This window comes from Ruegeria sp. CF8 (assembly GCF_056537285.1).
This window is the reverse complement of sequence record NZ_JBQFRG010000001.1, coordinates 270,713-292,827: the sequence shown is the minus strand read 5'-3', so window position 1 is coordinate 292,827 and position 22,115 is coordinate 270,713. Positions and strand designations below refer to the sequence as shown.

The following is a 22,115-nucleotide window of genomic DNA, read 5'->3' as shown; positions in this document are numbered from 1 at the left end:
GCGCTTGCATCACACGCCTTGATACGCCAAGAACACCATCAATGACCTGAAAAAGGGGATCGTGATGGCATTGCCGGTTAAGGATCAGCTGAGATACTGGGGCGTTGCCGCTGTTGTATTTGTGTTGATCCTCTGGGCCTTGGGAGATGTCCTGCTGCCGTTTGTGATCGGCGGGGCCATTGCCTATTTTCTTGATCCCGTTGCTGATCGGCTTGAACGGCTTGGCCTGTCGCGTATGGCGGCCACGGCAATCATTACCGTTGTTGGCATCCTGGGGTTTGTGCTGGCTATCCTGATGGTCGTGCCAGCTTTGATCACCCAGTTGCTGGATCTTGTGGACGTGATGCCTGAGCTGTTCAAGCAATTGCGCGGTTTCGTAGAAAAACAGTTTCCCTCTCTGTTGGACCGGGAATCCAGCACGCACCAGATGCTCGTGTCTTTTGGTGAAACGCTAAAGTCCAAAACCGGGGACGTTTTGCAAACGGTGCTGACGTCGCTGGGGTCCGCCATCAACATCGTGGTTCTTCTGGTGATCGTGCCGGTTGTTGCAGTCTATCTTCTGTTGGACTGGGATCGCATGATCGCCCGGATCGGAGAGTTGCTGCCGCGCGATCACGCCCCGACCATCAAACGCTTGGCGGGCGAGATTGATGCCGTTCTGGCCTCCTTCGTGCGCGGGATGGGTACAGTCTGTCTGATCCTTGGCACGTACTATGCGGTCGCACTGATGCTCGCGGGTCTGCAATTCGGCCTGATCGTCGGCTTTATTGCGGGATTGGTCACGTTCATTCCCTATCTGGGTGCTTTGATCGGTGGTACGCTGGCCATCGGACTGGCGCTATTCCAGTTTTGGGGCGATTGGGCTCATATCGGGCTGATCGCGGGTATTTTTGCCATTGGGCAAGTGACCGAGGGCAATTTTCTGACACCCAAACTGGTCGGAAACTCCGTTGGGCTTCACCCGGTCTGGCTGTTGCTGGCACTGTCGGTTTTTGGCGCGCTGTTTGGCTTTGTCGGGATGTTGGTTGCCGTTCCGGTCGCAGCGGCCCTTGGCGTTCTGGCCCGGTTCGGAACCTCGCTCTACCTGGACAGCCGCCTGTACACCGGTCTTGAAAGCCAGGATCAGGAAACCGAGTAAATGGCCCGACAACTCAGCTTTGATCTGCCCGCCAAAACTGCGCTTGGGCGAGAAGACTTCTTTGTCTCGCCAGCCAATGCTTTGGCCGTCGCAATGATCTCGGCCACGTCCTGGCCCGGAAACAAACTGGTGCTGAGCGGCCCGGCAGGCGCGGGCAAAACTCACCTGGCGCATGTTTGGGCCGGCGAAACCGGCGGTCGGATCATCCAAGCCTCTGAATTGCGCTATGACGACGTCCCTGAACTGGCGCGTAAACCGATTGCAGTTGAAGACGTGCCGATGATTGCCGGAGATCTGGAGCAGCAAAAAACGCTGTTTCACCTGCACAATCTGGTTCTGGCCGAGGGGCACGCCCTATTGATGACCGGTAGGCTTGTGCCGAAGTTCTGGGAATTGCCGTTGGCAGACCTGCAAAGCCGCGTTGAGGGGGCCCATCACGTCGCCTTGGATCCACCCGATGATGCGTTGTTGGGTGCGGTTCTCGCCAAGCTGTTTGTGGACCGTCAGTTGAATCCTGGCCCCGAGGTCATTGCCTATCTCGTCAAGCACATGGACCGCCGCTTTGAAACCGCCGCAAATGTTGTCAAGCAACTGGACTACGTGGCATTGGCGGAAAAACGTGACATCACACGCGCATTGGCCGTCCGGGTTTTGAACACAAGCCCGGATGAGATCGAGACGGGTGATTGACCCGCAAGCTCCAATTTCGCATCCTCTGACTGCACTATCTGGAAGACACATGGATCAGACCGTCGAAACCGACATCCCGGACTGGGGACCATTCGGAAAACCATTGTTCGACGACCCTGGCACGCGGGCTCTGTCACGGGTCGGGGTGGTCGATGTTGGATCGAACTCGGTTCGAATGGTCATCTTCGACGGGGCGGCCCGATCACCCGCATATTTCTACAACGAAAAGGTGATGTGCGAACTGGGCGCGGGTCTGTCCGAGACAGGGCGTTTGAACCCGCGCGGGCGCGACCGCGCGCTGGCGGCACTGCGCAGGTTCCAGCATCTGGCAATGGATTTGGATCTGCCCGGGCTGCACGTGGTGGCCACAGCCGCCGTGCGAGAGGCCGAAGACGGCCCTGATTTCTGCGCGCAGGTCAAAGCGGAAACCGGGCTGCATGTGGCCGTGATCGACGGCGCTGAAGAGGCCCGCCTGTCAGCGCAAGGCGTGTTGTTGGGCTGGCCCGGTGCTTACGGCCTGATCTGCGACATTGGGGGCTCGTCGATGGAATTGGCCGAAATCGGCGACGGTCAAGTCGGCCGCCGTGTGACCTCAGCCCTCGGGCCGCTGAAGCTGCGCGACATCAAGGGCGGGCGACGGGCGCGCAAGGCGCATATCAAGTCTACGATGGAAGAGCTGCGCGATCAGATGGGTCCGCAGAGAGATCGCCTGTTTCTGGTCGGAGGCAGCTGGCGAGCTTTTGCACGACTGGACATGCTGCGGCGGGGCTATCCGCTGAACGTGCTGCACGAATACCGCATGACCACCAAACAGGTGCGTGAAACGATCAAGTTCATCGAAAAGAACGATCCCGACAAGCTGCGCAGCCAAGCTGGGGTCTCAAGCTCGCGCATGTCGTTGATTCCTTATGCGATGGACGTACTGGCGCGGCTGATCCGAACGTTCAAACCCAAGGATATCGCGATTTCAAGCTATGGCATCCGCGAAGGTCTGCTTTACGAACAGATGTCACAGGAACTACGCGACCGCGACCCGTTGATCGAAGCCAGTCGCTTTTCCGAAGCCAAAGATGCGCGCCTGCCCGGCTTTGGTCGCCACCTTTATGATTTTGTGATGCCCTTGTTCAGGTCAGCGCCGCCCAGCCGGGTACGCCTGATCAAGGCGGCCTGCCTGCTGCACGACGTCAGTTGGCGGGCCCACCCGGATTACCGGGCCGAAGCATGTTTCGACTATGTCACCCGCGCAAATCTTGGTGGCCTGAAGCATTCCGAGCGTGTTTTTATCGGGCTTGCATTGCAGCATCGGTATCGCAACAAACGTGAAGGCAACCGTTTTGCCCCGTTGTATGAGTTACTGGACGAGAAAGACCAGAAACAGGCCGAGATACTGGGTAAGGCCATGCGATTTGGCGCGATGCTGTGGATGCACAACGATGCCAATATGGGTCGACTGAAACTCTACCCCAAAAAACGCGAGCTTGAGCTGTATCTGCCTGAAGCAGCGGCGCCCTTGTTCAGCGAAGTGGCAGAAGCACGGCTGAATTCACTGGCAAGCGCACTGAAATCCGAAATGCGCGTGATCATCAAAAACTGAGATTATCTCAGATATCAGTTGCGCCCTCGGGAACCTCGTCGTCCTTGCCTTCAGGTTCGGGCAGGTCCTCTATCGGCTTTTTGCGGATGATAATGTCGCCGTTGGGCAGGATTTCCGGCAATTCATAAGCGCTCCAATCCTTGACCTCAGCAGCCAGTTCCGCCAGCGCGGGGCCCATTTCTTGCAGGAAAGATTGCATGGCTGGTCCAAACTCGTCCGCCATCCCAAGCAACTCATCCAGCGCTGGTTCCATTTCCTTGCGCAGCCCTTCGAAAAACAGCTCGGCCCCCTGCTCCATCAGGGATTTGCCCGTGTCTTCTTGTGCCAGTGTTGGTGCAGCCATAGACGCCCACACGACGCTGATCAAAACAATCCGTTTCATAACGTTGATATAAGCCTTCAGGCGCACGCTGCAAAGGTTACAGATCAATATCCAGTGTGACCGGGAAATGGTCCGAAGCTGTCAACAATGCTTGCCGCAACTCTGGCTCAGACCAGCATGTAACATCCCGAAACGGGTGCCAAATGCGCCAGGCTGGATCAAAGGCCCGCAAATTCTCTGAGATCATGATGTAATCCAGCAAGGCCTCAAGAAACCGGCCTTCGTCAGGGCGCGCAAAACGTGCAGTGGACGGCACCGAACCCGGCCTGAACTCATGCGCCCTGACCGCATGCGGATCATACAGCCCCGCTTGCAACAATATCTCAACCGACGACCGTCCGAACAGATGTTCAAACTCATCCAGACCCGGCCCGTCATTCAGATCGCCCAGCAAGACGACAGCCTCATTCTGCGCCAAATGCGCCTCGACCCTTCTGGCCAACCAAACCGCCTGCGCAAGTTGCTTGCGGCGATTGGCAATCGAAATGCGGATCGCCTCATCCCTTGAATCTGCCCCATGCGGCGCTTTTGACTTTAGGTGTGCCCCGATCAACCTGACGTCATTGCCCGCCCGAGTGGTCAGAGCCAGTTCCATTGGCGGTTTGGAAAATCGGACGATGTCTTCGGTCGCATCAACATCCAGGTCAATTTTGAATTCACCATCGAACCGAGGGGCGGACAGCTCGTCGATGTCCCCTTTTGGGTCGTGGCGCACGTCCAGAACTGACCTGTCATACAGCAGCGCCAATTCCTGGTGTGTGTCATTGGCAAAACCCATCACCGCATCCGAGGTGCGAAGATCGAATGCCTCGGCAAAGACCTGCAACGCGCGCACCGTGTTCTGGCGTTTGCCGGTATTCGGCGCCTCAACGATCAGAACTGCATCGGCGTCTATCGCGGTCAGCACCTTGGCAATTGCCTCGACCTGCTGAGCTTTTGTGACGTCGTGCCGGCCCGACCAGCTGTCATCGACGATGAGAGTGTCATTTTTGTCGAAAAGATTGGCGAACCATTCGATATTATAGGTCGCCAGCCGCATCCCCTCAGGCCGCCGCGCCGTTGATTTCATCCCAGGCGCGGTTGATATCGATCATCTTTTTTTCAGCCAACCGGATCGCTTCTTCCGGGACCCCGCGTGCCATCATTGCGTCCGGGTGAGTCTCGCGCACAAGTTGACGCCAGACTTTGCGGATCTCAGTTACCGGCATGTCCCGTGATACGCCCAGCACCACATAAGGGTCGTTGGGTGCCTCGGGTACAAACCGCGCGCGCAAGGCCAGAAACTGCGCGTCTGTCTGACCAAAGATGCGGCTGACCTCTTCCAGGAATTCGTTTTCATTGGGATGGTAAAACCCGTCTGCCATAGCGATGTGGAACAGCCCCTCCATCAAGTCGCAGAGCGTGGTGCTGTCTTCGGAAAACATCCGGGCGATCTTGCGGGCATAGTCCTGGTATCCGGCGACATCCGTGCGCGCCATATTGAAAACCCGCGCCGCGCCCTCTTCATCCTCACGTGCGATCTGGAACACATCTCGAAAGGCCGTGACCTCATCCCGCGTCACTTGCCCGTCCGCTTTGGCCATTTTTGCGCCCAGCGCAATAACGGCAATCGTGAACGCAACCGAGCGTTCAGGCGGCGAGCGTAGCTTTTCAAAAACAGCAGTCAGGCTTTCGCCCTGTGCAAGAGCGCTGAGCGCGTCGGATATGCGGGTCCAGATCGACATGGCCGTACCCTAGCGCCACAATACGGGACTGTCAGGTGCGATAGATCATTCCGGAGAAAGAATTTTCTGCATCAGCACAAGATCCAGCCATTGCCCCCATTTGTAACCGACCTGAGGCATATGCCCGACCTGTTCGAACCCCACCGCTGTGTGGAACTCAATAGCCGAAGGGTTTGCGGACGAGATCCCAGCAACCAACACATGGATGCCTTTGGAACGCGCGGATTGTTCAAGTTCCGCCATTAGTGCGCGACCAGCACCCTTGCCGCGCGCGTCGGGTGCTAATTGGATCGAATGTTCGGAGCTGTGAACATAACCGGGGCCCGAGCGAAAAGGTCCAAAGGTCGCAAACCCAACCACCTGGTTGTCAATCTCTGCAACCAGAAAACCCAGACCTCGGGCGCGGATATCTTCCGTGATGCTATCAGCGGTGCGCTCGTCGGTTGTGAAGGTCACAAGCGTTTCGCGAATGATTTGATTGGTGATCTCGGCAATCGCAGGAGCATCTTCTGGCCGCGCCTGTCGAACCTTCATTCCAACACACGCACGCCGTGCGGGGTTTCAAACTCGGCCCGCAAAGCGGCTGGCCCCGTATCGAACACCACCCAGTCCAACGCGCCAAGATGTTTGGCCAGTGTCAGCGCATCGGGGTGGAACACAACCAACCTGCGCAGGCGGCAGCCGCTGTCCTGCAACATCTGCGCCGGGTGCAGATCCCCCTGCCACTGAATCAGCGCGGGAAACAGGTTGTCAAAGGGAAGGCGGCCAGTCGGTGGCACGGCCATACGCCAGCTCAGGGCCCCGCGTGTCAGATCAATCGGCGATCCAACACCATTGGGAAACAGCGAAAGAGACGCCTCGATATCCGGCACGCGGCAAATCCAATTGGTCAGCCTCGGTTTACCTGTGAACCGGTCCAGATCGAACCAGCGGGTCCGTTCCGGCGTGGGCGCGTTTGGGTCAATGGCGATCGCCTCAAGATACAGGCCATCTTTGAGCCCCAACAGTCGATTATAGGTGCCAAACTTCTCGTGTTTGCCGCCCGCCTGCAACGCAATACCCAAAGCCTGTTCGACATGCGCGGATGCTTCTTCCAGCGTTTCTCCGGCGACAGCCAGATGATCGAGCAACATGCGCCCCTCCCAAAAACAATTCGACCAGACCCAATCAGGTCTGGTCGCATGTTTTCGCCATTGTCGCGGGATCACAAGGTTTTTCGACGAAAAACCTATACTACGGTTTAGCCGCGTGCTTCGCTGATCAGACGCAGGATGTACTGCGCGGCTTCGGGAATATTGGTGCCCGGCCCAAAGATCGCTTTCACCCCATGATCGTACAGAAACTGATAATCCTGCTGCGGGATCACGCCACCGCAGATGACGATGATGTCCTCGGCACCGGCTTTCTTCAGCTCTTCCACCAACTGCGGGGCCAGCGTCTTGTGCCCAGCAGCTTGCGAGGAAATCCCGACCACATGCACGTCATTGTCCACCGCGTCCTGCGCGGCCTCAGCCGGTGTCTGGAACAAAGGCCCGACGTCGACGTCAAAACCAATATCAGCGAAGGCCGTGGCGATGACCTTGGCACCCCGGTCGTGACCGTCCTGTCCCATCTTTACCACCAGCAAACGGGGGCGACGCCCTTCAGCTTCGGCAAACTCCTCAATGGACTTCTGGATCGCGGCAAAGCCTTCGTCACCTTCGTAAGCCGCGCCATACACACCTGCCAAGGTTTTCACTTCGGCACGGTGGCGACCGAATTCCTTTTCCATTGCCATGCTGATCTCTCCTACGGATGCGCGGGCGCGGGCGGCCTCGACCGCAGCAGCCAGCAGGTTGCCACCCTCGCGGGCAGTGGTGGTCAGCGCGTTCAACGCAGCCTGACACGCGGCCTCATCGCGGGTAGCGCGGATACGTTCCAGACGCGCGACCTGTGCTTCACGCACAGCGACGTTGTCTACGTCCAGAATGTCGATCAGGTCTTCCTGTTCTTTGCGGTACTTGTTAACCCCGACGATCACCTCGTCCCCTCGGTCGATCATGGCCTGGCGGCGGGCCGCGCTTTCCTCGATCCGCAGTTTGGGCATGCCGCTGGCCACGGCCTTGGTCATGCCGCCCATCTCCTCGACCTCTTCCATCAAGGCCCAGGCTTTTTCGACCAGTTCGTTGGTCAGGCTTTCGATGTAATAGGAACCCGCCAGCGGATCGACCACGTCGGTCACGCCGGTCTCTTCCTGCAACACCAGCTGGGTGTTCCGGGCGATACGGGCCGAGAAATCGGTGGGCAGAGCTATCGCCTCGTCCAGAGCGTTGGTGTGCAGCGACTGCGTTCCGCCCAGAACCGCACTCATTGCCTCGTAAGCTGTACGGATCACGTTGTTGTAAGGATCCTGCTCCTGCAACGAGACGCCTGAGGTCTGGCAGTGCGTCCGCAACATCTTGGATCGTTCAGACTTCGCCCCGAACTCGGTCATCACGCGATGCCATAGTGTCCGCGCGGCGCGCAGTTTGGCGATCTCCATGAAGAAGTTCATGCCAATGGCAAAGAAGAACGACAGACGCCCCGCGAACTTGTCCACGTCCATTCCTGCCTCGGTGGCAGCGCGCACGTATTCGCGCCCGTCCGCCAGCGTATAGGCCAGTTCCTGCACCAGGTTCGCCCCGGCTTCTTGCATGTGATAGCCCGAGATCGAGATCGAGTTGAACTTGGGCATCTCGTTCGAGGTGTATTCGATGATGTCCGAGATGATCTTCATCGAGGGTTCAGGCGGATAGATATAGGTGTTGCGCACCATGAACTCTTTCAGAATGTCGTTCTGAATGGTGCCGGACAGCACCGATTTGTCATGGCCCTGCTCTTCGCCCGCAACGATGAAACTGGCCAAAATCGGAACCACCGCACCGTTCATGGTCATCGAGACCGAGACCTTGTCCAGCGGAATGCCGTCGAACAGGATCTTCATGTCCTCGACGCTGTCGATGGCCACTCCGGCCTTGCCCACATCGCCCACGACACGCGGATGGTCACTGTCATACCCCCGGTGCGTCGCCAGATCGAAGGCAACCGAGACGCCCTGTTGACCGGCTGCCAGATTTCGGCGGTAGAAAGCGTTTGACTCTTCAGCAGTTGAAAAGCCCGCGTATTGCCGGATCGTCCAAGGGCGACCGGCATACATCGTGGCCTTTACCCCGCGTGTGAACGGACCAAACCCCGGCAGCGAGCCCATATGTGGCAGATCAGCCGTATCTTCCTGCGTATACAGCGGTTTTACGGCGATGCCTTCCAGCGTCTCCTTGGTCAGATCGTCCAACGGACGTCCGCGCAGCTCTTTCTCGGCCAGCGCTCTCCAGTCCTTCGTGTCGGTCATTTCAGTTTCCTCTCGTCAATTCGGGTGGCGGCCGCGGAAAGCGTCCGCATTGAGGTCCTTCGCTTGACCCTTGCGTCGGAGGGCAAGCGCGAAATTTTGAGTGTTCTGGGTAAATCGTCAGTCGCAATCGCAGAGACAGGGGCTATATTCGAAAGAACAGGAGGCCACATGACTCGCACGCTTGCCTTTGTTTTCTCGGCACTAATCCCTCTGGCCGCCTGGGCGGCAGACGGCACGGCACCCTCAGATGACAGCTTTGTTCGCCCGGTTGGGGACAGCGAACTCAGCGAATTTCTATGGGTCAACCGACCTATCGTGGTCTTTGCCGATACGCCTGCCGACCCGCGGTTCCAGCAACAGATCGACATGCTGCTGGATGGCGAAGAGGCTATGCGAGACCGGGATGTCGTGGTCTTGACAGACACCGATCCTTCGGCGCGATCCCCGATCCGGTCACAACTGCGCCCGCGCGGGTTCCAAATGGTGTTCGTTGACAAGGACGGTGTGGTCAAACTGCGCAAACCTGCGCCTTGGAGCGTTCGCGAAATCGGCCGGTCCATCGACAAGACACCCCTGCGTGAGCGCGAAATCCGCGACCGGCGCGAGGGCGGTTGAGCGCTTTCGCAATACCTCGCAGCTCCGGCGCAGAACGCCGGAGACTTTTGGAGATATGTTGAAAGCACAGCCATGATCACTCGAACTCGATGATCACTTCGTCCACGGCAAGGCTGTCGCCGGGGCCAGCGTTGATCTTTGCAACCGTGCCCTTCTTCTCGGCCCGCAGGATGTTTTCCATCTTCATCGCCTCGATGGTGCACAGCGCCTGACCTTCCTGCACCTCCTGCCCCACTTCGACATCGATTTTCACGACCAGACCAGGCATCGGGCACAGCAGCATTTTTGAGGTATCCGGCGGCAGTTTTTCCGGCATCAGTTTGGCCAGCTCTGCCTGTCGCGGACGGCGCACCAGAACCTTCAGGTCGGCCCCACGGTTGCGAATGCGGAACCCGCCCGAAACCTTACCAACCTTCAGAACCAACGGGCTGCCATCGACATCCAGCACGGCCAGTTGGTCACCCGGCGTCCAGTCCGAAGCCACACGCAGGGTCGAGCCATCTTCAAACTTGACGGTTGACCCATCTTTATCAGCGTTGACCTGAACCGGGAATTCGTGGCCTTCCAGCGAAACAACCCAGCGCTTGCCAACCTTGCGTTCGTGATTGTCCATCCGGCCCGACACGCGGGTCCGGCGGATCTCGGCCACGCGGTGCATTGCCGCGCAGGATGCCGCAATCCGACGCAGATCAGCTTCGGGCAAGGAAACACCTTCAAACCCATCTGGGTATTCTTCAGCAATAAAGGCGGTGGTCATGTCACCACTGATGAATTTCGGGTGGTCCATCACAGCAGACAGGAACGGCAGGTTGTGACCGATGCCTTCAACCTCGAAACTGTCCAGGGCAACGCGCATCGCCTCAATCGCGGCCTCGCGGGTCGGTGCCCAGGTGCAGAGTTTTGCGATCATCGGGTCGTAATACATGCTGATCTCGCCGCCCTCATAGACGCCGGTATCGTTGCGCACAGCCGCTTCGCCTTCAGGCGCGTCGCCCTGCCATTTGCCGTTGACCAGCATCGGACCGGCCGCAGTTTCCTGCGGAGGACGATACCGGGTCAGACGACCAATCGACGGCAAGAAGTTCCGGTAAGGGTCTTCCGCATACAGGCGGTTCTCAATGGCCCAACCGGTCAGCGTCACGTCTTCCTGCGTGATCGACAAAGGCTCGCCTGCTGCCACTCGGATCATCTGTTCTACCAGATCGACGCCTGTGATCAGCTCGGTGACCGGGTGTTCCACCTGCAGACGGGTGTTCATTTCGAGGAAGTAAAAGTTCTTTTCCCCATCGACGATGAATTCCACCGTACCCGCGCTGGAATAGCCAACGGCCTTGGCCAGGGCCACGGCCTGTTCGCCCATCGCCTTGCGGGTCGCTTCGTCGAGGAAAGGCGACGGTGCCTCTTCGACCACCTTTTGGTTCCGGCGCTGAATCGAGCATTCGCGCTCGCCCAGATAGATCCCGTTTCCATGGCTGTCACACAGAACTTGAATTTCGATGTGGCGCGGCTGGGTCACGAATTTCTCGATAAAAATCCGGTCATCCCCAAACGAGTTTGCAGCTTCATTCTTGGACGACTGGAAGCCCTCGCGCGCTTCTTCGTCGTTCCACGCGATCCGCATGCCTTTACCACCGCCACCGGCGCTGGCCTTGATCATGACCGGATAGCCAATCTCATTCGAGATTTTGACCGCCTCATCTGCATCCTCGATCAGCCCCATATAGCCCGGAACCGTCGACACGTTTGCGTCCTGAGCGATTTTCTTCGAGGTAATCTTATCGCCCATCGCCTCGATCGCGCCCTTAGGAGGGCCGACGAAAGCCACGCCTTCAGCCTCAAGCGCCTCGGCGAATTTGGCGTTTTCCGACAGGAACCCGTAACCCGGATGCACGGCCTGTGCACCGCTCTGGCGAATGGCATCCATAACCTTGTCGATCACGATGTAAGACTGGTTGGCCGGTGGTGGGCCAATATGCACAGCTTCATCCGCCATCGACACATGCAGTGCGTTCTTGTCCGCATCCGAATAAATGGCAACTGTGCCGATACCCATTTTGCGGGCGGTCTTGATGACCCGGCAGGCGATCTCGCCCCGGTTGGCGATCAGGATCTTATTGAACATGGAACGTCCTTTGGCTTGGTGTTCTGGAAACGCAAAACGCCGCCGCAGGGAGCGATCCCCACGACGGCGTGATGCGCGATGACGGACGAGGCGACAGACGCCCCGAAAAAGATGCGTTAGTTACAGTTGTTTTGCGTTTTGCAGTAAAGCACGTTGCCCGCTGCGCCAACGGCCGCGCCAACAAGCGGGTCGGCATTGAGGACGGCTGCACCGACAGCGCCGGCTCCGCCTCCAAGGATTGCTTGTTCACCTGTGGTGTCGCCGCAGGCAGACAAGCCCGCGCAGGTCGCTGCAACGAGGATAAGTTTTGAGATTCGCATTGTAACTGCCCTTCTGGTTGTCTTGCTTCGTTTGCGCTCTGATGCGCGAAACGCGGCGTGATATTCAATATCAAAGGGCGCACAAGCAGCTTTTGTGCAGGTTTTTGCCTCTTTTTGCGTACAGGGCGCAAAAAGAAAAACGCGGACAGGTTTTTGTGGGGAACACAAGCCTGCCCGCGTAAGGAAGGGGTACGGAATAGTAGGTGCATGTGCGGCGCAGGCAAAGTAGAGCCGCACGGCCCGCTCACTGTGCACGCCACAATATCACCTGCAAACACAGTATTGTTTCCACACGATAACTCGGCTGGTTTCTGCCCACGCTGAGGCAGCTCGCGCAAGTTCGTGCCGATCCCGGGTCTTTGGTAAATCGACGTCATGCCCTGTTTGCCCGTCACATTGCCGTTACAGTTTCCCGTGTGGAAGCGGTTATTTGCACGTGCGGCATCACGCAGCGACATTATTCTGCAATGCAAAATTGCATTCACATTCATATGGTTGACAGATCGGTTCACCCTGGTGTGAATTTTCCAGGATCGCATCGCACATTTCCTTGAGATATTTGGGCTTTTTCGTCCCATTCTCGTGATTTCCGTCGTCACCGACCGCGTGAAACGGTGCGGATGCACACTCGCACACAAGGAAAAACCCACATGACGACGACACGAATGAAGGCACTCCTGCTTGCTGCCTCGGCGCTTAGTGTGACCGGCACGCTTGCCCATGCTCAGGATGCCCAGACACAGGCCGAACTTGACGCATTGCGCGCCAGGGTCGAAGCGCTGGAATCCGCCAATAGCAGCCCTGCCAACGGAGATTTTCGGATCGGCAACACCACTTTGGACGTTTATGGCTACGTCAAGGCCGACTTTTTTTACGACTTTGAATTCGATCAGGGCGATACTGCTTTCGTGAACGTCATCGGTGAACCGTCTGCCGCGACCGACGGCACCTTTGGGGCGACCGTGCGCCAATCGCGGATTGGCCTGCGCACCACCACACCAAGTGGGATCGGAGACATCGGGGGACAGTTGGAGCTTGATTTGTTCGGCTCGGGTGGCACCGCCGAACTGCGCGTGCGTCACGCAAACATCACAATCGGCGACCAGTTCCTGATCGGCCAATACTGGACCAACTTCCAGCCGCTGGACACCTATCCTACCTCGGTTGAATTCAACGGCCCGGTCGGGATTGCATTCGCCCGTGTTCCACAGTTGCGATATACGGGTCAACTTGGCGGCAACGCTCAGTTCGCTGTTTCGCTGGAAGAAAACGTTAGCGGTTCGAACTCTGATGATCCGGTCCTGACAGCTTCGGCGGAATACAACGATGGTACTTACATTGCGCGTGGTGCCGTTCTTTATGGCAAAGCCAATTCCGGAAATGTCGAAGTTGACCAAACGGGTTTCACCGCCTCTGCCTCGGTTCGCCCGTGGCAAGGTGGGCTGTTTCAGGTCAACTATGTAACGGGTGAGGCGCTTGGCCCCTATCTGATCGGCCTTGGCGATGCGATTGTCGGCGGACAAGCGAACGATGTGGATGGCTATACCGTCGAATTCAGGCAAGACCTGAGCCCAAAGTGGAATGTCGGCATCGCGTATGGCCGCGAGAATTATGATCTTCCCACCTCGACCGGCACATTGTCCTTCACCGAGTTGGAGACGATCCATGTCAACGCCTTCTACAAGGCGACTGACAATCTGACGCTCAGCGCCGAGTACATCTATGGTGAGCGGAACGACGCGCCCACCGGCCGGACCTTTGACGGCAATCGTGTTCAGTTGGCTGCTCAGCTGAACTTTTGATCTCGCACCCAAATCCTGCCCGGTTTCGGGCAGGACCCCTGCAAGACCGTGTTCGGCACGCTGATATGTAGCAGCCAATGTCACAGTCAGCCAATTCCGTCGATGATTTCGGGAAAGGACGCGCGGACCGCATCCACATCGATGACCAAAAGCGCATCATAGCTCGCGGGATCGAACGGGTCTTCTGCAGGTACAACTTCGCGTCCGAACAACCAGCTCAGGCGGCCGGCATCCAGATTGCCCCGCTCGAAGGGCTGATCTCCGAAATGCGCCCAAAGCGCTTCCATGAACGCAGTGTCCGCCCGTTTGTCCGCAGGTTTACGGTCGCGAAACCTCTCCCGACGCGTCAACGGCGTCACGCCCTTGGGATTGGCACGACGAATGGTGAACTGAAAATCTGTGCCAGTCAGGCGCCCGGGAAATCCGCGATGCTTTAGCATGGCAATACCCCCGGCCTGACGCTTAAAGACAAAGAAAAATCAAACCCGAAAAGGGATGGGATCATGTTGCGCACCTCCAAAGCCGCACCGTTGGTCTGAGATGCTCTGACGTCATGAAAGAAAGAGTTCATGATCAAAGCCCCTCCCAGATACACCGGGACTGCTCAAGCCGGTAGGCTTCAAAAAACTGCGTCGCGTCCGGGGCAGCATCGCCAAACTCCACCGGTCGGTCTGCCAATGAAATGACGACCCGCGCTGGCTGCAATTCATGTTGGGCCACATAGGGAACGGCCAGTATTTGGCACAGATGCTCCATGTCTTTCGACGCGACATCATAAGTGATCCGTCCTACCGTCGCGCCAATTTTTGGAGCGATGAAGCGAAAGCGCACCCAAAGCTCGCCCGGATTGTTGTCGAGCAAGACGTCATCCAAATGCACAGGCTGGCCAGACGGCACCGGCAGCTGGGCATCCGATTGAGCAAAGGCAGAAGTACAAAGCGCGCTGAACAGCAGACAAATGGCGCGATCCCGGACCCGCCAAGGGCGGGCTCCTCCTTCCGGGATCGCGCGCGCAGTGCTTGTGAACTGCGCTGTTCTATGTCTGATGGGTCGGATCATTCAACTATTTGCCGATTCTTGTCAATTCCGCCTCAATTTTGAGCGGGTTTTGCCCATTTTTTAGCCTGACGACGCATAGGAACACCGGGGCGGCCTGCACCGCCCCAGCGCAGTTACAGCGGAATATTGTCGTGCTTTTTCCAAGGGTTCTTCAGCTGCTTACCCCGCAAACTGGCGAACGCTTTGGACACACGACGGCGGGTCGATTGAGGCATGATCACCTCGTCGACAAAGCCGCGCTCCGCAGCGACGAAGGGGTTGGCAAACCGATCTTCGTAGTCTGCAACGTGCTGCGCGGTCTTTTCTGCGTCCCCAAGATCCGCACGATGGATGATTTCAGTTGCGCCTTTTGCTCCCATCACCGCGATCTCGGCTGTGGGCCAGGCATAGTTGAAATCACCACGCAAATGCTTGGACGCCATAACCACATAAGCACCGCCGTAGGCTTTCCGTGTGATCACGGTCACTTTGGGCACTGTAGCCTCACCATAGGCATAAAGCAGCTTCGCGCCGTGCTTGATCACACCGCTGTACTCCTGCTGCGTGCCCGGCAGGAAGCCTGGAACATCTACAAAGGTCAGGATCGGGATTTCAAAACAATCGCAGAAGCGCACAAAGCGCGCTGCCTTGCGCGAGCTGTCAATGTCCAGACATCCCGCCAGAACCATCGGCTGGTTGGCAACGACCCCAACGGTCTGACCTTCCAGACGGATAAAGCCGGTGATGATGTTCTTGGCGAAATCTTCCTGGATTTCGTAGAAGTCACCCTCATCCGCCACTTTGGTAATGAGTTCCTTCATGTCGTAGGGCGTGTTGGGATTGTCTGGCACCAAGGTATCCAGCGACGGCTCAAGCCGTCCGGGTTCGTCAAAGAACGGACGAACCGGGGGTTTCTCACGGTTGTTGAGGGGCAGAAAGTCTACAAGTCGGCGTACTTCGGCCAACGCCTCGACATCATTTTCAAACGCAGCATCCGCGACCGACGACTTTTTGGTGTGTGTCGACGCGCCACCCAGTTCCTCGGCCGTCACCACTTCGTTGGTGACCGTTTTGACCACATCCGGGCCGGTCACAAACATGTAAGACGAGTCTTTGACCATGAAAATAAAGTCAGTCATTGCCGGGCTGTAGACCGCGCCACCGGCACAGGGGCCCATGATCACGCTGATCTGCGGGACAACTCCGGACGCCGTAATATTGCGCTGGAACACTTCGGCATACCCCGCCAGCGATGCAACGCCCTCTTGGATTCGCGCCCCGCCCGAGTCGTTTATCCCGATGACCGGCGCTCCGTTCTGCACAGCCATATCCATGATCTTGCAAATCTTCTGCGCGTGGGTTTCCGAGAGCGACCCACCGAAAACGGTAAAGTCCTGGCTGAACACATAGACCATACGGCCGTTGATTGTGCCCCACCCGGTAACGACCCCATCACCCGCAGGCTTTTGGTTTTCCATACCGAATTCAGTGCAGCGGTGGCTGACAAACATATCGAATTCTTCGAAGCTGCCTTCATCCAGCAGCAATTCGATCCGTTCACGTGCTGTCAGCTTGCCGCGTGAATGTTGGGCATCGATCCTTCTTTGCCCACCGCCCAGTCGTGCCTCATCTCGGCGATTTTCCAACTCCGAAAGGATGTCTTTCATGACGCGTATCCCTTTTAAAATTTGACCGGACACTACCTGTTAGACAGCCTGAGCCAAAGTTCTTTTCGGCAAATTTGCAAAGTATCAGCAACAACATTCTGGATAACTGCAAAATAGCTAAGTATCGAATTGATTTTTCTCAACGGCTGGCATTCCGAAATTCCATGACTATACATGTGAACTATGCAGTTCAGCTCAGGCGCCATGCAGCGCACACCACCTACATTGGCAACACTTGTCTTGCTCTCGGGCCTGTCCGCCCTGAGCATGAACCTGTTCTTGCCGAGCCTGCCGAATATGGCCCTGTACTTCGACACCGATTACAAGGTCATGCAACTCTCGATAGCCCTCTACCTTTTGATCAACGCCGTTTTGCAAATCGTGATTGGCCCAATTGCTGACAAGGCGGGCCGCAGACCTGTTTTGCTTTGGGGACTCGCGCTTTTCCTACTAGCCACATTGGGATGCATTTATGCGCCGAATGCCGAAATATTCCTGGCCTTCAGGATGTGTCAGGCAGTCGTTGTTGTAGGCATCGTATTAAGCCGCGCAGCCGTGCGGGATATGTACGATCAAGACCAGGCTGCATCCATGATCGGTTACGTGACCATGGGCATGGCAGTAGTCCCCATGATCGGACCTGCAATTGGCGGCATTCTCGAGGAGGCTTTCGGCTGGAAAGCAAACTTCTGGTTGCCCTTCGCAATTGGTGCTTTGACGCTTTTTCTGACTTTTACAGATTTTGGCGAAACAGCAGCAAAAAGCGGGAAATCACTCGTACAGCAATTCAAGGAATACCCCGAATTGCTAACCTCGCCACGCTTCTGGGGGTATTCACTCGCCTGCGCATTTTCGTCGGGGGCCTTCTTTGCTTATCTGGGCGGCGCCCCTTTTATTGGAACTGAATTATTCGGGCTAAGCGCCGCGCAGGTTGGCATCTATTTTGGTGCACCTGCCGTCGGGTACTTCGCGGGGAACTTCATCAGCGGGCGCTATTCCATGCGGGTCGGCGTGAACCGCATGGTTTTTTGGGGCAGCCTGCTAAATGCCTTCGGCGTCGCGCTATCGGCATCGCTTTTTCTTGTGGGCAGCGGAACGGCGCTCAGCTTCTTTGGACTCATGACCTTTGTCGGCATCGGAAACGGCATGGTCATTCCTAATGCAACCGCCGGCGCACTGTCTGTCCGCCCGCACCTGGCGGCTACCGCATCAGGCTTGAGCGGCGCCATAATGTTGGGCGGCGGCGCAGGGCTAAGCGCGTTGGCGGGCGCGCTGTTGACGCACGAAACCGGCGCGATGCCTCTTTTGTGGTTGATGCTGGCAACAGCCTTTTTGGCCATTTGTGCGATTGCGGCAGTCATCCGACGGGAACGACAACTGGGGCTCTAATCGCTTGCACGGGCCACTTTGCAAAGTTAGTCTTCGGATTTAGGAAACTTGCAAAGGCCCCCAATGGCGACTCAAAAACTCTATGCGGGCGCAAAGCTCCGCGAGATGCGCACACGTCTGACTCTGACCCAGCGTGAATTCGCAGCCAAACTAGGTGTTTCCCTGCCCTACCTGAACCAGATGGAGAATAACAACAGACCGATTTCGACGACGGTTGTGTTAGCCTTGGCGCAGGAATTCGGCATGGACGTGACCGAGCTCAGTACCGGCGACAGCGAACGGCTTGTATCTGACATGCGTGAGGCATTGGCCGACCCGGTGTTCGCCGATGCCCAACCTCCACTCGCTGATCTGCGCCTGACCGCATCCAACGCCCCCGCCTTGGCGCGCGCCTTTATCGAGTTACACAAAACCTACCGCCAAACACACGAACGCCTGGCGTCACTGGACGAAGCCTTGGGGCGCGAAGATGCACGTATTCAGGCCAGCCCTTGGGAAGAAGTGCGCGATTTCTTTCATTACTGCGACAACTACATCGACGCTGTAGACAGGGCCGCAGAACTGTTCGCCAACCGGGCAGACGGCCCCGGAGGAATACGGCAGGCCGCCCTGAACAGCCTGTCAGAGCGCGGTATTCAGGTCGTTTTTTCAGATATGGACCCACTGCGCAGTTACGATGCGGAAAGCAAGATACTGCGCCTGTCCTCGCGCGCTGCGCCGCAAACCCAAGTGTTTCAATTGCTGTTGCAGGTTGCATTGATCAGCCAGGACAAGCTGTTGGAAGCAACGCTCGATTTTGCAAAGTTCCAAAGCGACGAGGCCCGGTCGATTGCAAAGATCGGCCTTGCCAACTATTTCGCAGGCGCGTCTTTGATGCCATATTCCGCCTTCCTGACCGCCGCGCAAGAAGAGCGCCACGATCTGGAACTGCTCAGCAATCGGTTCGGAGCGTCAATCGAGCAGATTGCCCATCGGCTATCAACGCTTCAGCGCCCCGGAGCAAAGGGTATCCCTTTCTTCTTTGTTCGGGTGGATCAGGCCGGCACGATTACCAAACGACACTCGGCCACGCGCCTGCAATTTGCACGTTTTGGCGGCGCTTGTCCCTTGTGGAACGTGCACCGCGCCTTTGAAACACCGGGGCACTTTCTTCGCCAACTTGCAGAAACGCCAGATGGGGTTCGCTATATTTCTCTTGCACGGGACGTGTCAAAGTCCGGCGGATCCTTCGGCGCCCCTGTCCGACGCTATGCGATCGCTCTGGGGTGCGAAGTGCGCCACGCACCTGCGCTTGTTTATGCCGACAATCTCGATATCAATAACGCCAGTGCATACGAACCGATCGGCATCTCTTGCCGCATCTGTGAACGGCAAACATGCCACCAGCGCTCGGTTCCGCCCCTGGAACGCCGCCTAAGCATCGACACCCATATGCGCGGCACCCTGCCCTACGAAGTCACCTGATCTTCACCTGGCCCAAAATACCTCGGGGGAGTCGCGGCTTGGGCCGCGACGGGGGCAGAGCCCCCATCTCTTGGCTTAGGCTTTGGACAGGATCGACCAGATCTCATCTTTCAAGGCCGCACGCTTTTTGCGCAGCTCAACCTCAGCCAGATCTTCCATCGGTTCGACATTTGTTTCTGCGCGATGAACCACGCGGTTTATTTCGTGGTACTCGTCGGCCAGCCGGGCAAAATGCGCGTCCGATTGCTTGAGCTGGCTCATCAATTCAACTTTGTCCGGGAACTCTTCAGCCAGTTCATGCGGGGTGTGGGACATATCTGTTCGCTCCATAATAAGTCGTTGCAAATCAGTCGTAGACGCGCCCATGAGAACCCGCTTTGACGCGGATCAATTTCATGCAGTTTTCATGCAAATTTCAGCGTCGCGACGCACGCCATCCTGCGGCGCGGGCGGCAGCTGCAGAACAGAACCAACGCTCGCCTTTGGACGTACTAATCCGGGTATTGGCATAAAAGGCCTGGCCCGGCAGGTGGTAAATCTTTTCGCCCTGGGCAGAGATGTTTCCTTTAATCCGGCACCCGTCTGATGACGCGGGCTTCTTGGCGGCGCGATGTACCCAAGGCACCTGAACTTGCTGCTGATGCAGCCCGGCATGCCGAGCCTTTGCGTCTTGCTCGGCGGGTTCATAGGCATGTGAATACTTGCTATAGGCAAAGGCCAAACCCTGCCGCACCAGTTGATCGGCCGCATCTTGCGCCCCAAACATGCATCTCGCGACAACGCGACCATATCGATCCCGGTCCACCGGCATGCACGACGCTGTTTTTCCCTGGAATAACCGGCGAACTTCCTGTGTAACCCAGGCACCGCAAGGCCACGTTGACCCTTCGGCATCCTGACAGGATTGATCCAGCTCGGGAGCATCGATTCCATGCAGGCGAATCCGGATGCCGCCGACATCCCAAGTATCTGCATCTAATACGATAACTTGGCCTGAAAGACGTTCAGCTGCCAGCGTCACACACGGCAGGAGCAGAACAAAAGCTAAACAAATCCTTAACATGCCCCCGATATGCGCCTGAAATCAGGCATATTCAACCGGGGGGTATGTCAAAAGGTTAACGCTGTGCCGTTGCCCAGTTCGGGTGGATCCAAGGCCGGTCATTGGCTTTGGGCAGCGGGTCTTTGCCCAACAGGGAATCCGACACTTTCTCACCCACCATGATCGACGGTGCATTGAGATTGCCGTTCGTGATCTGAGGAAAGATCGAGCTGTCCGCAACGCGCAGCCCGTCCACACCGATGACTCGGCCTTCGGGATCGACCACAGCATTCTTGTCGTCTGCCCGCCCCATTCGGCAGGTGCCGCAGGGGTGATAAGCGCTTTCGGCATGTTCTGCGATAAATGCGTTCAGCTCTTCATCTGATTGCACGGCGGCACCTGGTTGGATTTCCTTGCCCGCGTAGGGCTTGAAAGCGTCCTGGCCAAAGATTTCCCGCGTCAGACGGATACAGGTGCGGAAATCTTCCCAATCCTGTTCATGGCTCATGTAGTTGAACTTGATCACTGGCGCATCCGCAGCTTGAGCGGACCGCAGCGTCACTGCTCCTCGCGACGGAGACCGCATCGGACCGACATGCGCCTGGAACCCGTGTCCTTCCGCTGCCGCCCGCCCGTCATAACGGACCGCGATGGGCAGAAAGTGGTACTGAATGTCAGGGTATTCTACGCCCGGTTTCGACCGAATAAAGGCCGCACTTTCAAACTGGTTCGACGCGCCCAGGCCGGTTTTTGTAAACAACCACTGCGCCCCGATCAGACCTTTGCTGAACAGGTTCCAATGCTTGTACAGCGTGATCGGCTGCAACGAGGCTTGCTGGATATAGAGCTCCAGATGGTCCTGCAGGTTGGCACCAACGCCCGGTCGATCCGCAACAACGTCAATCCCGTGCTCGGCCAGATGCTCAGCCGGACCGATGCCGGACAACATCAACAGCTTGGGCGAGTTGATCGAGGACGCTGCCAAAACAACCTCACGCCGGGCTTTGATAACTTCAGACTTGCCGCCGCGGATCAGCTCCACCCCGGTGGCGCGGCCGTTTTCCATCACAACCCGAGACGCCAGGCCCCGTATGATATCGCAATTGTCGCGCTTGAGCGCCGGTTTCAGATAGGCATTTGCCGCCGACCAACGCCGCCCTTTCCAGACGGTCTGTTCCATCGGGCCAAAGCCTTCCTGCTTTTCGCCGTTATAGTCGCCCGTGACCTCGTATCCGGCCTGCTGGCCCGCATCGACAAAGGCTTTGAACAAGGGATTTTCGCGTGGACCGCGCGAGACATGAAGCGGACCATTCGTGCCACGCCATGCCGGATCACCACCGTGCCCCCCGTCGTGCCAGCTTTCCATGCGCTTATAGTATGGCAGGACATCAGCGTAGGACCAGCCATCTGCACCCATCTCGGCCCAGGTATCGAAATCACGTGCATGGCCACGAACGTAAACCATGCCATTGATCGAAGACGAGCCGCCGATCACCTTGCCACGCGGACAAGCCAGACGACGGTTGTTCAGGTGCGGCTCGGGCTCGGACTGATAGCCCCAGTCGTAACGCGACATGTTCATCGGATAGCTCAACGCGGCTGGCATTTGAATAAACGGTCCCGCGTCTGTCCCGCCGTGTTCAATCACCAGGACCGAGGCCCCGGCTTCGCTCAGACGATATGCCATTGCGCAGCCTGCGGACCCTGCGCCTACGATGACAAAATCTGCTTCCATTTCCACAACTCCTGCCCCGCCGAGAA

General features: G+C 57.4%; 21 protein-coding genes. 7 read left to right on the top strand and 14 right to left on the bottom strand.

Translation table 11 applies throughout. From position 1 onward, the window contains the following. The first annotated feature begins 64 nt into the window (after window positions 1–64). The 3 genes from ACR0EV_RS01425 to ACR0EV_RS01415 are packed head-to-tail and all read left to right on the top strand — an operon-like array spanning window position 65 to window position 3,422. The gene (locus tag ACR0EV_RS01425; protein ID WP_480798467.1) at window positions 65–1,138 is read left to right on the top strand and encodes an AI-2E family transporter; all 1,074 of its coding nucleotides are present in this window, start codon (window positions 65–67) and stop codon (window positions 1,136–1,138) included. Then, the gene (locus tag ACR0EV_RS01420) at window positions 1,139–1,828 is read left to right on the top strand and encodes a P-loop NTPase family protein (protein WP_480798466.1); all 690 of its coding nucleotides are present in this window, start codon (window positions 1,139–1,141) and stop codon (window positions 1,826–1,828) included. It abuts the gene before it with no gap. A gap of 49 nt (window positions 1,829–1,877) precedes the next feature. Beyond that, window positions 1,878–3,422 (top strand): Ppx/GppA family phosphatase, encoded by a 1,545-nt coding sequence (locus tag ACR0EV_RS01415; RefSeq protein ID WP_480798465.1) that lies wholly within the window; start codon window positions 1,878–1,880, stop codon window positions 3,420–3,422. A 7-nt stretch (window positions 3,423–3,429) separates the two neighbouring features. On the opposite strand, the gene ACR0EV_RS01410 is transcribed toward ACR0EV_RS01415, so the two are convergent. From ACR0EV_RS01410 to scpA, 6 genes are all read right to left on the bottom strand, one after another. Then, window positions 3,430–3,804: a hypothetical protein gene (locus ACR0EV_RS01410; RefSeq protein ID WP_480798464.1), complete on the bottom strand. Its 375-nt coding sequence runs from the start codon at window positions 3,802–3,804 to the stop codon at window positions 3,430–3,432. Window positions 3,805–3,841: 37 nt separating this feature from the next. After that, window positions 3,842–4,843, bottom strand: coding sequence for an endonuclease/exonuclease/phosphatase family protein (locus tag ACR0EV_RS01405; RefSeq protein WP_480798999.1), 1,002 nt, complete (start codon window positions 4,841–4,843; stop codon window positions 3,842–3,844). 4 nt (window positions 4,844–4,847) lie between these two features. Beyond that, complete coding sequence (locus ACR0EV_RS01400) at window positions 4,848–5,528, bottom strand: TerB family tellurite resistance protein (protein ID WP_480798463.1); 681 nt, start codon at window positions 5,526–5,528, stop codon at window positions 4,848–4,850. 45 nt (window positions 5,529–5,573) lie between these two features. Beyond that, window positions 5,574–6,062 (bottom strand): N-acetyltransferase family protein, encoded by a 489-nt coding sequence (locus ACR0EV_RS01395; protein WP_480798462.1) that lies wholly within the window; start codon window positions 6,060–6,062, stop codon window positions 5,574–5,576. After that, window positions 6,059–6,661, bottom strand: a complete 603-nt coding sequence (locus tag ACR0EV_RS01390; protein ID WP_480798461.1) for a VOC family protein — start codon at window positions 6,659–6,661, stop codon at window positions 6,059–6,061. Before ACR0EV_RS01390 ends, ACR0EV_RS01395 begins: the two co-directional genes overlap by 4 nt. Before the next feature lie 107 nt (window positions 6,662–6,768). Next, window positions 6,769–8,895 carry a methylmalonyl-CoA mutase gene (gene scpA / locus ACR0EV_RS01385; RefSeq protein ID WP_480798460.1) on the bottom strand — a complete coding sequence of 709 codons (2,127 nt, stop codon included), beginning with the start codon at window positions 8,893–8,895 and terminating at the stop codon, window positions 6,769–6,771. A 168-nt stretch (window positions 8,896–9,063) separates the two neighbouring features. On the opposite strand from scpA, the gene ACR0EV_RS01380 reads away from it, so the two are divergent. Continuing rightward, on the top strand, window positions 9,064–9,510 hold the full coding sequence (locus ACR0EV_RS01380; protein ID WP_171092440.1) for a DUF4174 domain-containing protein: 447 nt from the start codon (window positions 9,064–9,066) through the stop codon (window positions 9,508–9,510). A gap of 76 nt (window positions 9,511–9,586) precedes the next feature. Here ACR0EV_RS01380 and ACR0EV_RS01375 read toward each other — a convergent pair whose 3' ends face one another. Further along, a complete protein-coding gene (locus tag ACR0EV_RS01375) occupies window positions 9,587–11,632 on the bottom strand; it encodes an acetyl-CoA carboxylase biotin carboxylase subunit (RefSeq protein WP_480798459.1) in 2,046 nt (681 codons plus the stop codon). A 116-nt stretch (window positions 11,633–11,748) separates the two neighbouring features. Further along, complete coding sequence (locus ACR0EV_RS01370) at window positions 11,749–11,952, bottom strand: hypothetical protein (protein WP_480798458.1); 204 nt, start codon at window positions 11,950–11,952, stop codon at window positions 11,749–11,751. 650 nt (window positions 11,953–12,602) lie between these two features. Here ACR0EV_RS01370 and ACR0EV_RS01365 point away from each other — a divergent pair. Continuing rightward, the gene (locus ACR0EV_RS01365; RefSeq protein ID WP_480798457.1) at window positions 12,603–13,754 is read left to right on the top strand and encodes a DcaP family trimeric outer membrane transporter; all 1,152 of its coding nucleotides are present in this window, start codon (window positions 12,603–12,605) and stop codon (window positions 13,752–13,754) included. Between the two features lie 86 nt (window positions 13,755–13,840). Here the strand turns inward: ACR0EV_RS01365 and ACR0EV_RS01360 are convergent, their stop codons facing one another. The 3 genes from ACR0EV_RS01360 to ACR0EV_RS01350 all read right to left on the bottom strand — a co-directional run bounded on the left by ACR0EV_RS01360 (window position 13,841) and on the right by ACR0EV_RS01350 (window position 16,459). Next, window positions 13,841–14,194 (bottom strand): hypothetical protein, encoded by a 354-nt coding sequence (locus ACR0EV_RS01360; protein ID WP_480798456.1) that lies wholly within the window; start codon window positions 14,192–14,194, stop codon window positions 13,841–13,843. Window positions 14,195–14,327: 133 nt separating this feature from the next. After that, window positions 14,328–14,813 (bottom strand): DUF6497 family protein, encoded by a 486-nt coding sequence (locus ACR0EV_RS01355; RefSeq protein ID WP_480798455.1) that lies wholly within the window; start codon window positions 14,811–14,813, stop codon window positions 14,328–14,330. Window positions 14,814–14,926: 113 nt separating this feature from the next. Further along, window positions 14,927–16,459, bottom strand: a complete 1,533-nt coding sequence (locus ACR0EV_RS01350) for an acyl-CoA carboxylase subunit beta (RefSeq protein ID WP_480798454.1) — start codon at window positions 16,457–16,459, stop codon at window positions 14,927–14,929. A 183-nt stretch (window positions 16,460–16,642) separates the two neighbouring features. Here ACR0EV_RS01350 and ACR0EV_RS01345 point away from each other — a divergent pair, with 183 nt between their 5' ends. Continuing rightward, window positions 16,643–17,848, top strand: coding sequence for a multidrug effflux MFS transporter (locus ACR0EV_RS01345; RefSeq protein ID WP_480798453.1), 1,206 nt, complete (start codon window positions 16,643–16,645; stop codon window positions 17,846–17,848). Window positions 17,849–17,911: 63 nt separating this feature from the next. Next, entirely contained in the window at window positions 17,912–19,312 is a 1,401-nt protein-coding gene (locus tag ACR0EV_RS01340; RefSeq protein WP_480798452.1) for a helix-turn-helix domain-containing protein, read from the top strand. Window positions 19,313–19,387: 75 nt separating this feature from the next. Here ACR0EV_RS01340 and ACR0EV_RS01335 read toward each other — a convergent pair whose 3' ends face one another. The 3 genes from ACR0EV_RS01335 to betA form a co-directional block, all read right to left on the bottom strand. Further along, window positions 19,388–19,627 (bottom strand): HP1242/YdcH family protein, encoded by a 240-nt coding sequence (locus ACR0EV_RS01335; RefSeq protein ID WP_171092456.1) that lies wholly within the window; start codon window positions 19,625–19,627, stop codon window positions 19,388–19,390. A 100-nt stretch (window positions 19,628–19,727) separates the two neighbouring features. Next, window positions 19,728–20,375 carry a thermonuclease family protein gene (locus ACR0EV_RS01330; RefSeq protein ID WP_480798451.1) on the bottom strand — a complete coding sequence of 216 codons (648 nt, stop codon included), beginning with the start codon at window positions 20,373–20,375 and terminating at the stop codon, window positions 19,728–19,730. A 55-nt stretch (window positions 20,376–20,430) separates the two neighbouring features. Next, on the bottom strand, window positions 20,431–22,089 hold the full coding sequence (betA, locus tag ACR0EV_RS01325) for a choline dehydrogenase (RefSeq protein WP_480798450.1): 1,659 nt from the start codon (window positions 22,087–22,089) through the stop codon (window positions 20,431–20,433). Between the last annotated feature and the right edge of the window lie 26 nt (window positions 22,090–22,115).

Coding starts and splice junctions, on each gene's coding strand:
- ACR0EV_RS01345 (WP_480798453.1), top strand. CDS start 16,643: ATGCAGTTCAGCTCAGGCGCCATGCAGCGCACACCACCTACATTGGCA.
- ACR0EV_RS01425 (WP_480798467.1), top strand. CDS start 65: ATGGCATTGCCGGTTAAGGATCAGCTGAGATACTGGGGCGTTGCCGCT.
- ACR0EV_RS01380 (WP_171092440.1), top strand. CDS start 9,064: ATGACTCGCACGCTTGCCTTTGTTTTCTCGGCACTAATCCCTCTGGCC.
- ACR0EV_RS01340 (WP_480798452.1), top strand. CDS start 17,912: ATGGCGACTCAAAAACTCTATGCGGGCGCAAAGCTCCGCGAGATGCGC.
- ACR0EV_RS01390 (WP_480798461.1), bottom strand. CDS start 6,661: ATGTTGCTCGATCATCTGGCTGTCGCCGGAGAAACGCTGGAAGAAGCA.
- ACR0EV_RS01330 (WP_480798451.1), bottom strand. CDS start 20,375: ATGTTAAGGATTTGTTTAGCTTTTGTTCTGCTCCTGCCGTGTGTGACG.
- ACR0EV_RS01355 (WP_480798455.1), bottom strand. CDS start 14,813: ATGATCCGACCCATCAGACATAGAACAGCGCAGTTCACAAGCACTGCG.
- ACR0EV_RS01400 (WP_480798463.1), bottom strand. CDS start 5,528: ATGTCGATCTGGACCCGCATATCCGACGCGCTCAGCGCTCTTGCACAG.
- ACR0EV_RS01350 (WP_480798454.1), bottom strand. CDS start 16,459: ATGAAAGACATCCTTTCGGAGTTGGAAAATCGCCGAGATGAGGCACGA.
- ACR0EV_RS01395 (WP_480798462.1), bottom strand. CDS start 6,062: ATGAAGGTTCGACAGGCGCGGCCAGAAGATGCTCCTGCGATTGCCGAG.
- ACR0EV_RS01420 (WP_480798466.1), top strand. CDS start 1,139: ATGGCCCGACAACTCAGCTTTGATCTGCCCGCCAAAACTGCGCTTGGG.
- betA (WP_480798450.1), bottom strand. CDS start 22,089: ATGGAAGCAGATTTTGTCATCGTAGGCGCAGGGTCCGCAGGCTGCGCA.
- ACR0EV_RS01415 (WP_480798465.1), top strand. CDS start 1,878: ATGGATCAGACCGTCGAAACCGACATCCCGGACTGGGGACCATTCGGA.
- ACR0EV_RS01360 (WP_480798456.1), bottom strand. CDS start 14,194: ATGCTAAAGCATCGCGGATTTCCCGGGCGCCTGACTGGCACAGATTTT.
- scpA (WP_480798460.1), bottom strand. CDS start 8,895: ATGACCGACACGAAGGACTGGAGAGCGCTGGCCGAGAAAGAGCTGCGC.
- ACR0EV_RS01365 (WP_480798457.1), top strand. CDS start 12,603: ATGACGACGACACGAATGAAGGCACTCCTGCTTGCTGCCTCGGCGCTT.
- ACR0EV_RS01370 (WP_480798458.1), bottom strand. CDS start 11,952: ATGCGAATCTCAAAACTTATCCTCGTTGCAGCGACCTGCGCGGGCTTG.
- ACR0EV_RS01335 (WP_171092456.1), bottom strand. CDS start 19,627: ATGTCCCACACCCCGCATGAACTGGCTGAAGAGTTCCCGGACAAAGTT.
- ACR0EV_RS01410 (WP_480798464.1), bottom strand. CDS start 3,804: ATGAAACGGATTGTTTTGATCAGCGTCGTGTGGGCGTCTATGGCTGCA.
- ACR0EV_RS01405 (WP_480798999.1), bottom strand. CDS start 4,843: ATGCGGCTGGCGACCTATAATATCGAATGGTTCGCCAATCTTTTCGAC.
- ACR0EV_RS01375 (WP_480798459.1), bottom strand. CDS start 11,632: ATGTTCAATAAGATCCTGATCGCCAACCGGGGCGAGATCGCCTGCCGG.